This window comes from Thalassotalea psychrophila (assembly GCF_031583595.1).
Classification (GTDB): domain Bacteria; phylum Pseudomonadota; class Gammaproteobacteria; order Enterobacterales; family Alteromonadaceae; genus Thalassotalea_A; species Thalassotalea_A psychrophila.
In genome coordinates, this window is record NZ_CP134145.1 from 2,897,671 (window position 1) to 2,912,923 (window position 15,253).

The following is a 15,253-nucleotide window of genomic DNA, read 5'->3' on the forward strand; positions in this document are numbered from 1 at the left end:
AAATGGAATTGGAATGAAATAGCTAATTTTTTTAGGCTTATAAAAAAATAAACTCCCTTAAAAAGGGAGTTTATCATTTCTAGCTAGAAAGTATAAATTATTAATAATATTTTACACTTACTGATCACTACTGATGAGCAAGCAACATTAATTCACGCAACGCTACTGAGAACTTAGCAAACTCGTGAGTTTTCGTTGTTCTAAAGTCAGCAAGGATTTGTTTCCAACGCTCAATTGGTTGTGAAGACGTTTCCATCCAGGCTTCAAACATTTGATCAATGTCTTTACTGTCTGGGCTGCCTTTCAAAATTACTGACGTTAATGCACGCTGTTGCCAGTCCAGCTCTTCTCTAAATGAAGCACGAGCTAGTGCTTGCCAGTGGTTTTCAACCGGCTGAGCTGTAATTTGATTCAAGAACCAATGTAAATCTAAGTGCTCACCTATGGTGAAATATAACTCTGCAACAAGTTCTATATCACGAGATTCTTGACAAGCAACTTGGGCTATATCCATAGTTGAGAATAACGTAGATAATAATGAAATTCGTTCAGCAATTTTTGCTGGTACTTTTTCATTTAACAGTTTTTCTTTTCCTACTTTTAATTGACGAGCTTCAGTATCAACTAATAATTTGTCCATTTTATTCGACATGATTTTAAACGTAGGACGATAAAACTCAATTGATTGCTCAATATCAAGGGCTTTATTACGGTGACGCAAGAACCAACGCGTGGCACGACGAATTGTGCGACGCATTTCGAATAACATTTTAGTTTGTACTTGTGCTGATATTTTATTATCAAGCACTTCTATGGCTGACCATATATCTTCTAACTCAAATATTTCACTCGCCATGGTGTAACATTTAGCAATTTCAGCAACATCGGCACCTGTTTCTTCACCCATACGATAAACAAAATTAGCCCCCATGTAATTACATAAGTTGTTGGCCAAACGAGTGGCAATTATTTCACCGCGAAGTGGATGGTTTTGCATCTCGGCTTGATATTTTTCTTGAAGCTGTACCGGGAATGCTTTGATCAATAATGCACTAATAAATGTATCATTAGTGATTTCATCAACTACCAGTTGTTCTTTTAATACCATTTTCCCGTAGGCGATAAGTACCGATAACTCTGGTCGGGTTAAACCACGATTGCTCGACATACGATCGGCAATTTCTTCATCGTTAGGGATAAACTCTAAACCACGATCTAACTTCCCTTCACGTTCTAAGTGGTGAATAAAGCGAGCATGCTCTTTAAGTTTACTTGCACCGCGCGACTCTGAAACAGAAATTGAGTGAGTTTGACGATAACAGTCTTCTAATACGATATCTTCAACTTCATCAGTCATGTCGTATAGTAAGTTATTACGTTGTTTTAAGGTTAAGTCGCCATTGGCTACTAATACATTAAGTAAAATTTTAATATTTACTTCATTATCAGAACAATCAACGCCACCAACATTATCAACAAAATCGGTATTCATACGGCCACCGTTGGCTGTATATTCAATACGGCCCAGTTGCGTACAACCTAAGTTACCACCTTCACCTACAACTTTAGCTTGAACTTCATTACCATTTACGCGTAGTAAGTCGTTCGCACGGTCACCTACTTCTAAATGACTTTCGTTAGTACCTTTAATATAAGTACCAATACCACCATTCCAGAATAAATCGACCTTCATTTTTAAGGCAGCTTGAATTAATTCATTTGGTGCCATAGTTACTTTTTTAGTGCCAAGCATTTTCTTAATTTGGGGCGTCAGCTTAATTGATTTAGCTGAGCGTAAGAAAATACCACCACCTTCTGAAATAAGATCTTGGTTGTAATCATCCCAACTTGAGCCCGGCAGGTTGAATAAACGATCACGCTCTGGGTAAGTAGCTTTTGAATTCGGTGTAGGATCAATAAAGATATGCATGTGGTTGAATGCCACTTGCAAACAAATATGTTTCGATAACAGCATACCATTACCAAATACATCACCAGCCATATCACCAACAGCTAAACAGGTGAAATCTGTGGTTTGACAGTTAATATCCATTTCACGGAAATGGCGTTTAACTGACTCCCATGCACCTTTTGCGGTAATGCCCATTTTCTTATGGTCATAACCTACACTACCACCGGAGGCAAAGGCATCACCTAACCAAAAATTATACTCTTCGGCGATACCATTTGCGGTATCAGAGAAAGTTGCCGTACCTTTATCGGCTGCAACAACTAAGTAAGTATCATCTTCATCTAAACGAACTACGTTTTCAGGGTGAACAACTTCACCACCAACAATATTGTCAGTAACATCTAATAAACCACGAATGAAGGTTTTGTAACATTCACGTCCGGCTTCAAATATTTCATTACGAGTGCCGCCAACAGGTAATTGTTTACAGAAGAAGCCACCTTTAGCACCTACAGGAACAATTACCGTATTTTTTACTTGCTGCGCTTTAACTAAACCAAGTACTTCAGTACGAAAGTCTTCTCGTCTGTCAGACCAACGTAGACCACCACGAGCAACTTTACCGCCACGTAAATGGACACCTTCAAGTTGAGGTGAATAGACAAATATTTCGTACTTAGGTAACGGTTTCGGCATTTCAGGAATAAGTTCAGGCAACATTTTAAATGAAATGTATGACTTAATATTACCTTGCTCGTTATTTTGGAAATAGTTTGTACGAACCGTTGCGTTAATGATCTCTTCATAACGACGGATGATTCTGTCGTCATCAAGGCTTGCTACGCTATCAAGTGATGACTCGATAGTTTCAACAACTTTAGCAATAGCTTTGCTGTTATTTTTACCATTCGGTGTGAACTTAAGTTCAAATAACTGTATTAATAATTCAGCAAAGTTAGGATAACGAGTAAATGTAGACTCAATGTAGCTTTGTGAGAACGTGCTGCCAATTTGTTGCTGATATTTAGCATAAGCTCGTAAAATTGACACTTCACGACCAGCAAGACCGGCACCTAAAATTAAACGGTTAAAACCATCATCTTCTAATTCACCGTGCCACACTTTAGCAAAAGCATCTTGGAACAATATTTGAACTTGCTCTAAATTAAAGGTTTTATTGCCGGTTAACAACATTGAAAAATCTAGGATCCAGCACATTTCACCGTCACAGTTACGCACCATGTACGGGCTTTCGCCAATAACACGTAAACCAAAGTTTTCCAGCATAGGCAATACATCAGATAAATGTAATGGTTCACCTTTATGGAATAATTTTAACTTAACAAAACGTGAATCAGCTTTTTCTTCAAGCGGCTGGTAAAACAACATTTCAAGTGGTTTTTCAGCTGACACAGATTCAAGTTTTTCAATATCAACGATAGCTGTACCAGGTAAAACTTCATCTTTATACGATTGTGGAAAATTTGCATACTTACGGCTTAGCAACTTCCCTAATACTTCACCTTTATTTATGTTTAAGGCATCGACTAATTTGTCATCCCAGCTGCGTGCTGCTTGATTTAGGTTATGTTCAATTTCTTTCACATCAATATCTGCTTTAGTTGAGTCAACTCTGACTATGTAATGTGTTCTTGCTTGTACAGACTCTGAGAAGTAAGTATTAAATTCTACTTCTGCTGAGGTGCCAAACGCTTTTTGTAATATTTCTTGGGTATCAACACGTAATTGCGTGTTATAACGCTCACGAGGCACATACACCATACAAGAAAAGAATCGATTAAATGCATCACGACGAACAAATAACCCTGTTCTGTCTCGTTCTTGCATTTGCAAAACACCCTTTACGGTGTCAATTAATTCATCTTCTTTTGATTGTAATATTTCATCACGAGGGAATGTTTCTAAAATATTGATCAAGGTTTTATAAGCATGTGAGCCTTTAGCAAAACCAGAATTATCAACTACGCGTTGAACTTTATGTCGAATGATAGGTACGTTCAAGGCGCTATTATTATAAAAAGCCGAGCCAAACAAGCCAACGAATCTATCTTCGCCAACAATATTACCTTTGTTATCAAAACGCTTAATACCAATATAATCTAAATGCGCAGGACGGTGTACACGTGAACGAGAATTAGTTTTAGTAAGTATCAGTAAATTTTTACCTAATGCTAACTCTCTTGCCGATTCAGAATATTTTGAAACTAGACGTTGCTTAGTGCCATTTGAATTGCGTAATAATCCTAAGCTTGTATCAATATCAGCTTCTAAGGCAATATCACCTTCAACTTTTACTACGTTATACGAGCGAAAGCCCATAAAGGTAAAGTGATTATCACAAAGCCAGTTTAAAAACTCTTTTGCTTCATTAAAGTCAGTTTCATCAACTTGCGCTTTAAACTTATCTAGGCCTTTTATGCTGTCAGTGAATTTTTCCATTAATGGTTGCCAATCGGTAACCGTTAGTGAAACATCTTCATATACTGAATGTAATTCGGCTGTTAGTTCATCTAATTGTGACTGATCTGATAAACGGTCAATTTCAATAAAAAATACAGTTTCACAAATGCTGTCTTTTAATTCTTCACGAGCTGGAGATATTTGTTCAACACTGCCGTTATAACCACGAACTATGTTTAGTGGGCAGTTCAATATTAAATGTGGAGATAGACCTAAACGGTTTAAAGCGATTCGGGTTGAATCAACTAAAAATGGTACATCTTTAATAATAACTTCAATTACAGTATGGCTAGACTTCCAACCATGTTTGGAGACTTCAGGGTTCAATACACGTATGAAGGCTTTATCATCTTTTTGTGCATTTAACGCTTTCCAAAGACTCAATGTTGCTCCATAAACATCGCTGTCATTACGACCAGCAAGATCATCTTTTGACAGATTACTATAAAGTAAGCTGGTAAATTTTTCTAATAAAGGAGCCGTTTCACTTGGCACCTTATTGTGAATTAATTTTGCAACATTTTTAAACAGTACAGAAGATTTATTATCTAATGACGCCATATTTGTACCCTCAGATTAAGGCGAAATGTAATTGGTTATTTAAACTTTCACAGCTTATTACAACAAGATTTCAATAAGTATAGTAAATTCTTGTAAAATAAAACCTTAGATTAGTCTATGGGGCGGATTCTATTGTGATTTTTGCTGTTTTGCGAGTACTTTATTAGAGTAAAAATACCAATTTTTATAAAGCGGTTGAGCAAAGGTAAGTGATTATTCAGTAGCGATAAATAGAAAATGGCCTTTCGGCCATTTTAGTGATTAGTTATGCAGTTTAATGAATACAACTTGAATAAAAATAATTTTTAAGTCATTACAATTTTTTTTATTGTCATTTAAATTATTTTATTTCAGCGCTTTTTTTCAGATGTTTTTTATCTGGCCATAAGAAGGTCGAAAGTGCCGGTAAAATAATAATTGCCGCAAGCATATTAACCAAAAACATAAACGTTAATAATATGCCCATATCTACTTGGAATTTAAGATCTGAGAAAAACCAAGTTGATACACCAATTGCTAAGGTTATTCCGGTAATTAATACCGCACTGCCGCGTTCTTTAAGGGCAGATAGATAAGCCTGAGCCATGCTTTCGCCATGTCTTAAGTGAGCACTCATGGTAGATAAGATATAAATACCATAATCAACACCAATACCTACCCCTAACGCAATTACAGGTAGCGTAGATACAGTTAAACCTATATCGAGGTAAGTCATAAGTGCTTGCGCTAGCGTGGAGACAACATAAAGTGGGGCAATAACGACAATGGTTGCCCGTACAGAGCGGAAGCTAATCAAACATAATAACGTTACCGCGCCGTATACATAAAACATCATTGGAATTTGCGCTTCAGCTACCGCTTCATTGGTAGCAGCCATAACACCAACAGGACCAGATGCTAATTTAAACTTGATGGTCTCAGTGTTTAACTCTGCAGCATTTTCTTTAACGGCACTTACAATTCGTTCAATCGTATCTGCTTTATGATCTTCCATAAATAGAATGATCGGCATAGCACTACAATTAGTGTTTAACAAACCACTGGTTTGTGGAATGCGCGCAATCGATTGTACTAAGCTTTGTTGGTTTCGAGATAATACCTGCCAACGCTTATTACCTTCGTTGTAGCCGGTATTAACGATTTTAGCGACACTAGCTAAAGAAACCGTAGATTGCACACCAGGAACATTTTCTAAACGCCACTGCATAGTATCAATGGTATTTAGCACTTCATGCTCTACACAGGACTCAGCAAAAGTTTCGACAACAACCGACATATAATCAACACTAATCGCATATTTATCAGTAATTAAGAATGTATCTTGGTTATAACGAGAATCTTCATGTAATGCTGGAGCCCCGGCATGCAGTTCACCAATTTTTAGTTCACCACTTTGGTTGAAACCCCAAATAAACAGTATCGCGGTTAACGTTAATATAATCGCCGCTGGCTTTTTAGAGGTAACAATAGCCGCTTTTCGCCATAACAATCTATTCATTAGTTTATGGTCGGCATTATCAATAATGTGTTTCTGCTCTTCTTCGTTAAAACGAACAAATGATACTAATATTGGTAACAATAAAAGGTTTGTAAAAATAATAAGCCCCACACCCAATGATGCAGTTATGGCTAATTCACGAATAATACCAATATCAATCGCGAGTAATGTTAAAAAACCAACAGTGTCTGACAGTAAAGCGATACCACCAGGGACTAGCAATCGTCTGAAACTTAACTGCGCAGCCTGTCTGGCATTGTTACCTTTTGCCACTTCTTTTGAAATTGCATTGATCATTTGTACGCCATGGCTCACCCCTATGGCGAAGACCAAAAACGGCACCAAAATAGACATAGGATCTAAACCAAACCCTAAAACTGTCAGCATCCCCATTTGCCAGATAACCGCAATTAATGAACAAAGAATAGGTAGAAGAGTTAAGGTTATGGAATTACAAAATAAATAAACCATTACTGCGGTTATTGCTATGGCAATAGCAAAGAACGTAACAACACCTTTAGCACCGTCAGCTATATCGCCAACCATCTTTGAAAAACCAATAATATGGATACTAATATTATCTTTTTCAAATTCACCACGCAGTTCATCTTCGAGTTGCTTGGCTAATTTTAGAGTATCTAGCTTTTCACCGGTTTGAGGATCTATTTCCATTAACGATGATTTTACCATTGAACAGGTGTAATCATCAGAAACCATACTCCCCACAACACCGGCTTTTTCAATGTTGCCTTTTACAATAGCCAAACCATTTTCGTCTGGCTGAAAATCCGCTGGAATTACCGGCCCGCCAGCAAAACCATCTTCAACTACTTCGACAAAACGAGTGGATGGCGCATACAATGAATTAACCAGAATACGATTAACCCCAGGAATGAAGAACAGTTGGTCGTGCACACCTTTAAGTGTAGTGAAAAACTCAGCGTTAAAAATATCACCATTGGTATTACATACAGAAATTAATACATTGTTAGCACCGCCAAAATCAGTTTGATGCTTCAAATAAGTTTGCATATAGCTGTGTTGTAACGGGACATTCTTCTCGAATGATGCATCAAGTTTAATGTTTGTTGCTTGCGCTAATAAATAACCGGTAATAAAAAGAAATATTCCGAGTACGGAGAACCTGAAACGAAAGATATTACGTTCAAGATGATTTAAAAATTTTAAAATTGCCATTATTGGCTCCTACTAATTAACAGCCAATACTTTGACGCCAACTTCACTGGCGACTATAAGTTTGTTATTGAACCAAACGCCACCAATTAAGGCTTTACCATCAGGTTGTGTGCTTAAGGTAAAATCAGTGCCGTTGGCACTACTTAGAATAACACCGGCGTTTGCTAACACATATACATGCCCAAGGTCTGTAACAACAACATCATTTAATAACGCCGTAGTGTTTGTGCTTTGATGTTGCCACCCTGCACCACCGTTTGTGCTGGAAAAGATATTACCGCGTAATCCAACCACAAGCAGTTGCTGCTCATTAATTTGAGCTATATCGAAAAAAGAACCCATGTAAATTTCATCAAGAAGTTGCCAAGTTTTCCCTTGATCGGAGCTTTTTGCCAACATGCCTATTTCACCAGCTAGATATAATTCATTACCACTTGATAACAAACGATTAAAATGCGGCAAGATACTGGCTATTTCTTCCAGATAAAATTCTTCGTCTTCAATTTTTAGCTCTAGTAAGTATTCTTGATCGTCTACATTAACTAATTCTAAATGGAACTCTTCAGTCCAAGTTTTACCCGCGTCAATGGTGCGATAAAAAACACCATAAGCGCCAACGGCAATACCATGTTTATCATCAAAAAATACGATATCAAATAATGGCCGTTCTTTTTCAGGTTGGTAATTTTGAATTGCCCAACTTGTACCACCGTCAGTAGTATTTAAAATGACTGAGTCGTGACCAACGGCCCAACCTTGTTGTTCATTGATGAAATAAACTCGGTTTAATGCAGAGTTTGCTGGTACGGATTGCTGTTGCCAATCAATACCATCGTTTGAAAGTAAAATATGACCTTTATCGCCGACGGCAATTAACGAAGTATCACTAATTTTAGCGATATCTAGCATTAACGATTTAGAGGCTAAAGGGAGTACTTCAGCAGGAACTGGAGTATTGCTGGCTAAGACGGAAAAAGGGAAAATGCAATAAACTAGCATCAATTTGAATACACGGATCATAAAATTATAAACTCAATAGTTAACGTTATAATAACAACTAACCTAAAACTAAAAACGGTTGGCAGAGCCAACCGTTTTTTAATAAGGCCGATTCTTATCTGCGACCTGCTCGGCGTAAGGCTGAAGAGGTAAAATCTCTGTCTTTATGCTTTGGAGCAAAGTCATACATGTTGTGTTCATTATCTAAACCGATAGCAATATAACGACGTGATTGCAGATCATGATATACCTCAAGTGTAGACCATTGCGCCGGTAACTCGTAGTAGTTAAGACCATGAGCAACAGCTACACGATATAATTCATCACGGTTATCGTACATGTCGGCAACCGATACTTGCCAGCTGTCCTCATCAATATAGAAGGTACGTTTTTTATAAACATGACTAGTACCATCTTTTAATGACGCTTCAACAACCCATACACGATGCTTTTCATAACGAACTAAATCAGGGTTGATATGTCCAGCTTGTAAAATGTCATCATATTTAAGTTTATCGCTATGTAAACGGTAATCGTTGTAAGGTATCAACAGCTCTTGCTTACCTTTTAATTCCCAAGTGTAACGGTCTGGTGCGCCGTTAAACATATCGAAATCATCGGTAGTACGTAAGCCATCAGACGCTGTACCTGGTGCATCGTATGCTACGTTTGGAGCTCGGCGTACACGACGTTGGCCAGTATTATAGGTCCAAGCTTGGCGTGGAGTTTTAATTTGGTCCATTGTTTCATGAACTAATAACGCTGTACCGGCTAATCGGGCTGGTTGCGATACTTGCTGCTTAAACTTAAATAAAATATTAGTATCTTCAAGCGTTTTATAATTTGCACCTTTAACGCCATAAGGGATGATTAATGCTTCATCAAACCCTATGTAGGTAAAACTACCTGACGCTGTAGGTGCGGCTTGGCCACCTTGGCGAGTAATACTTTCACCACGGTAACGTAAACTGTGATTCCAAATAGCTTCTAGGCCATTAGCAGGAATTGGAAATGGAACCCCAACAGCGGCTTTACTAATACCGTTACCATCACGAATTAGTTCGGCGCGAGACGCATTATTCAATGTTTCATCATAAACGTGTTGTGGATATGAAGCACTGCGACGTGTTTGATAAACATTCATTTTAAATGTCTTAGGATAAGTCTCAAATAATTTTTGTTGACCTAAACTCAATAAATTTTTGTATTGTGCGTAGTTACTACTATCAACGGTATATTGAACTTTATCTTCAGGGAACGGGTCTGGATGATGATCGCCAGATTTGTAACCCGCTGGAGCTTCAGTTATACCACCAGTCCACGCAGGAATTGAACCATCTTCGTTTGCGGCCATTTCAGCGCCCATAGGCGTTAATTCTTTACCGAGTTTAGCGGCGTCTTCAGGACTAACTTTTGCAATACTTGCTGCTGAAGTTAGCGCTAGTGTAATAGCTAATGAAATTGCTGTTATATTTTTCATTGTTTCTAACCTTAGATTGAATACTTAACATTAAATGATACGAAATCGCGGTCTTCGGTGGTGTTTGTAGAACCTACACCGTCAAAGAAGCTGTTGTAATTTAGATCAAACGATAACTTACTTTGATAATCAAACGTTATACCGACAGATACTGACTTTCTTTCCTCAACAAAAAGGAACAATGGATCTGGGGTAATACCTTCTACATCGTGTGAGAACACAACTCTTGGCGATACGTTCATACTCCAAAACACGTCGTTATAATCAAGTTTAGCTAATACTTTATAACCCCAAGCAAAGTCATCCGGGAATGGATTTGATTCTGTTCCGCCTTGAACTGCGTTAATCAAAGGATGTTCTTCTAGAGTGGTACCTGATCTATCTGTTCCTGGGCCATTGAGTCTAAGTTCATCATGTTCTGGCATATCAAATATACTGATACCACCAATTTCAAATAAACCGGTGAATTGACTTGCACCAAGACTTGGGCCAAATAAATGTGTAAATGTCACTTGGTACTGTGCGGTATCAAGTTCAACATGCCCTTGAACTTCTTCGCCAGTTTGATAAGGCATTTGCGACAGTTTAAAAATTTCAGGAACTCCCTGAGATCTCAACGCTTGATCTGGTATCGCGGCAAACAATAACTCTACATCATCAATTTGTAACGGCTCATCTTGACGGTATGTTACTTCACCAGCAACCGAGGTTAAGCCGACAGCTGTGTTAAAGCTTAATCCGTATAGTTTTATGTCTTCTTTATAATTTAAAAATGCTTTACCAAATAAATTCAAATCTAAGTAATTATCTTCAGTAATTGCGCCGCCACCTATCGTCGCTAAATCAGCGCCAATTGCAGCCGGGTCTAAATTTGCAGCAACACCTGAAAAGGTAGGACGACGTGAATGATAATTAATATAATAAAGCGCTAATTCGGTATCATTAAGCGAAGGGAAGAAATAAGAAAATTTCAAACCATATTGGCCGCCATCGTCAGGAGTTCTTTCTCCACGACTGCCATTACCTTTTAAACCTTGATTAGTAAGCATTGCGGTATAATCACCAACCGCCGTTGCATCACCCATTCTTAGGCTATCACCAACATCATTCAATTCAGCAATAAATTGTTCTAAGTTTCGATCAACTAATCCACCAAAACCAAGTTGAATATTATTTAAATGACCACCAGAGCCGGCAAAATCATTAGTCGAAAAGTAGCTACCTGGTGCAGGTAATACTGACTTTTCCCAACGATATTGATAAAACGCTTCAATATTGAAATTTTCGGTTACGCCAACTGAGGCCCAAACCGCGCCAAATGGAATAAACGCTTCTTTTAATTCAGAGCCTGGAGCTTTTAAGCGGGCAATATCAACTGGATTGATTTCACTAATACCATGAGCAATTAGAGTACTTTCACCCCAACCTATTACTTGGTCACCAACACGAATACTTACGGGTGTATCACCTACGTAAAAATCGGCATAAACAAAGGCATCTAATAAACGCACATCTCTACAAATTTCATCTTTAGCATCATCATCATCGCATGGGCTAAGCTCTTTACCGGTAACAGGGTGCGTATACGGACGAGAGTTATCCATCATTTCAAAATCGTAGAAATACATCCCACGAGCAAACACACCAAAATCACCAACATCGTTAGAGTAGGTAATATCTAGTTCATGGTTACCTTTAAACATTCTTGAGAATGCTTCACCAGAGTCGTAATTTAAATTACCGAGATCACCATTGGTAGAGTAACTACCCGCGCCATTTAGCCAGACGTCACTTTGACCAGGAGGATTGTTAACCCAATCAATATTATTGTTTAAGTTATTCGACTTACCTATCCCGTCCCAGTTTCTGTCTTCAATACGATGAGATTCACCGTATGAAAAAGTAGAATCAAAGCTGACTTTAAAGTCACCTAGGTCGAATTGAACAGCGTTTGCTTGTGATGTTGCTAACAGCATTATGCTGGCAGCAACACTTTTTGCGATACGATTTTTACCAAAATTTAAAGTAGAACTTGGCATTATTTTTTCCCCAAGAATATAGAAAAACTTTATAGTTTTATGTGCGTTATTTTTCTTAATTTATATTTACTGAAATAATAATTACACTATTTGAACATGTTGGCAACACTAAATAACAGTTGTAAACCTGAGTAAAACTATTGGTTTGTATGGATTTTCAACATTTTTACGCTTAATCAATTTAAACGACTGTTTGAAACGGAACTCTGATCTTAAGTTACTTTTAATTGATGAGATAAAAACAACTTTGCTACAGGCTAGAACTGGCAATGGTCCAACCAGTTATTAAAGCAAATACTCTATTGGAATTGGTTTACTATTCAACAATGCTGTTACGTTTGATTGGGGGAAATGAAGTAAACAAAAAAAACAAAAGCTAGAGCATAAAATTATTTAAATTATTTTATGCTCTAAGCAATATTTTTCATTTATTTTAAAGCAGCATCTAATTTTTCAATTAAATCTCGAGATAAACTCTCAAGTTTGGTTAACTTTTGCAACTGCCCTTTCATCAATTGTTGGTGGTTATTATCAAACGACTTAAATTGAATAAGTGGCGTAATTAACCGTGAAGCAACTTGCGGGTTTATTGTGTTTAACTTAGCGAGTTGCTCAAATAAAAATTCATAGCCGCTAGCATCTTTATTATGAAAGTATTCACTATTGTAAAAAGCAAATGCGCCAATAAGTGCTCTTGCTCTATTTGGATTATCGATACTAAATTCAGGATGTTCTAATAAACCAGTAATACGCTGAACAACATTTTCATTATTATGCAGTGCATTAATGGTAAACCACTTATCCATTACCAAGGTATTGCCCTGCCATTGTGTCGCAAATTCTGTCATTACATCTTCAAAACAAGCTAAATCGTTTAATGCCGCAACTTTTATCGCCGCTAATTGGTCCGTCATGTTATTAGCATCTGTAAACTGATTTAGTACAAGAGCATTAGCACCATCAAGTAGAGATAAATAATCTAAACAGACATTCTTAAGTGCCCTATTACCAATTGCTTGTCCATCTTTAGCAAACTCACTGGTGCATAACGATTGATACGTTTGCAAAAATTGTACCTGCAACTGTTCAGCAATAAAGCCTTTTAAGACTGTAATAGCTCGAACTAACGAGCCCGGGTTTACTTCAACAATAGCTGCTGCCATTTCATCAAAACTTGGCAGTATTAATTGCTCAGCTTTAAAAGCATTATCGGCATTACATGCTAATACTTGCTCTAATGCGCTAGCTATTTGTAAGGGCAAATCCAGCTCAGGGTTATTTACCAGTTGTTTAATATAACCAGCAAACAGCTTTTGCCCTGCGTCCCATCGATTAAATTCATCACTAGCGTCAACCATTAATGTATTTAAGTCTTGATCGTTATAGTGATAGTTTAATTTAACTGGTGCAGAAAAATTACCAAGCAGTGCAGGAAGAGGTTTTGAACAAACATTGTCAAATGTCCAAGTTTGCGTTTTTTCTTTACTATGTAACAAACCACCTTGATTAGGCTCATTATCATTAGTGATCAATTCAAAATTTATTGGTATATGCAGGTTTTGCTTTTCTTGCTTATCATGAGTTTGTGGATAGCTTTGCTCAATCGTTAACTGATAAGTATTAGTGGCACTATTATAATCATCGCTAACAATTAACTCTGGCGTGCCTGATTGGCTATACCATAGTTTGAATTGACTAAGATCTGTCTTACTGGCATCGCTCATCGCAGCAACAAAATCATCGCAGGTTACCGCTTGTCCATCATGACGGTCAAAATACAATTCTATACCAGCTTTAAAGGCATCATCCCCTAAAATGGTATGCATCATACGAATAACCTCTGAGCCCTTCTCATATACGGTTAGGGTATAGAAGTTATTCATCTCCATTACTTTCTCTGGGCGTATTGGATGCGCCATAGGGCCAGCATCTTCGGCAAATTGCTGAGCTCGTACAATTTTTACATTTTTAATGCGAGTAACGGTGCTTGAGTGCATATCGGCACTAAATTGTTGATCTCGAAATACCGTTAACCCTTCTTTTAAACTCAATTGAAACCAATCACGACACGTTACTCGATTACCTGTCCAGTTATGAAAGTATTCATGGGCTATTACTGCTTCAACATTAAAGAAATCATCATCGGTTGCCGATAAATCATCTGCTAGAACAAACTTTGAATTAAAAACGTTTAATCCTTTGTTCTCCATCGCTCCCATATTGAAGAAATCAACCGCAACAATCATGTAGATATCTAGATCATATTCAAGGTTAAACTGTTGCTCATCCCATAACATAGATTTTTTAAGAGAGACCATTGCATGTTCGCCACGGCTTAAGTTGCCCTTATCAACAAACAGTTCTAACTTAACCTCTCTTCCAGACGTCGTAGTAAAGGTATCAGATAATAAATCAAAATTACCGGCAACTAAGGCAAATAAATAACAAGGCTTTGGAAATGGGTCATGCCAGGTAACGTAATGTAAATTGTTAGCTAAATTGCCTTGTTCAACTTTATTACCATTTGCTAATAAAAATGGAAAGCTTGTTTTATCAGCAATAATTTTAGTGGTGTAAACAGCCATCACATCAGGTCGGTCTAAAAAGTAAGTAATACGTCTAAACCCTTCCGCTTCACATTGGGTACAATATACATCAGCAGATTTATACAAGCCTTCTAAAGCAGTATTTGCAACAGGGTTTATTTCAGTGGTAATCGTTAACGTAAACTGCTCAGGCAAATTGGTTATAGATAACGTGCTATCACTGAGCTGATATTGACTAGAGTCAATTTGAGTCTGATTTATCAACACTGACTTAAGCTGCATATGCTCGCCATCAAGTACTAGAGCGCGTTGATGTTCGCCTGATTTAATCACATTCATCACATTAGTAACAATGGTCTTGTTGTCATCTAATTCAATAGTTAAGTCTACGGTGCTTATTTTATAATCTGGAACTTGATAGTCTTTTAAGTATCTTGGGGAAAATTCAGTCATGTGACTCTCATATGGGTATTTATATTATTGATTGTAGTTTACAAAAAAAAAGGGCTTGGTTAAATAACATTTAACCAAGCCCATTAA

Annotated in this window: 6 protein-coding genes; all 6 read right to left on the bottom strand. The window is 37.4% G+C overall.

All coding sequences use genetic code 11. The features are described 5' to 3' along the window. Window positions 1-127: 127 nt before the first annotated feature. Window positions 128-4,954: an NAD-glutamate dehydrogenase gene (locus RGQ13_RS11825; RefSeq protein ID WP_348389956.1), complete on the bottom strand. Its 4,827-nt coding sequence runs from the start codon at window positions 4,952-4,954 to the stop codon at window positions 128-130. A gap of 340 nt (window positions 4,955-5,294) precedes the next feature. Beyond that, a complete protein-coding gene (locus tag RGQ13_RS11830) occupies window positions 5,295-7,649 on the bottom strand; it encodes an efflux RND transporter permease subunit (protein WP_348389957.1) in 2,355 nt (784 codons plus the stop codon). Window positions 7,650-7,661: 12 nt separating this feature from the next. Beyond that, window positions 7,662-8,669, bottom strand: a complete 1,008-nt coding sequence (locus RGQ13_RS11835) for a WD40/YVTN/BNR-like repeat-containing protein (RefSeq protein WP_348389958.1) — start codon at window positions 8,667-8,669, stop codon at window positions 7,662-7,664. A 94-nt stretch (window positions 8,670-8,763) separates the two neighbouring features. Beyond that, on the bottom strand, window positions 8,764-10,128 hold the full coding sequence (locus tag RGQ13_RS11840) for a DUF1329 domain-containing protein (RefSeq protein WP_348389959.1): 1,365 nt from the start codon (window positions 10,126-10,128) through the stop codon (window positions 8,764-8,766). An 11-nt stretch (window positions 10,129-10,139) separates the two neighbouring features. Next, complete coding sequence (locus tag RGQ13_RS11845; RefSeq protein WP_348389960.1) at window positions 10,140-12,167, bottom strand: DUF1302 domain-containing protein; 2,028 nt, start codon at window positions 12,165-12,167, stop codon at window positions 10,140-10,142. A 428-nt stretch (window positions 12,168-12,595) separates the two neighbouring features. Next, the gene (gene pepN / locus RGQ13_RS11850) at window positions 12,596-15,166 is read right to left on the bottom strand and encodes an aminopeptidase N (protein ID WP_348389961.1); all 2,571 of its coding nucleotides are present in this window, start codon (window positions 15,164-15,166) and stop codon (window positions 12,596-12,598) included. Window positions 15,167-15,253: the final 87 nt, after the last annotated feature.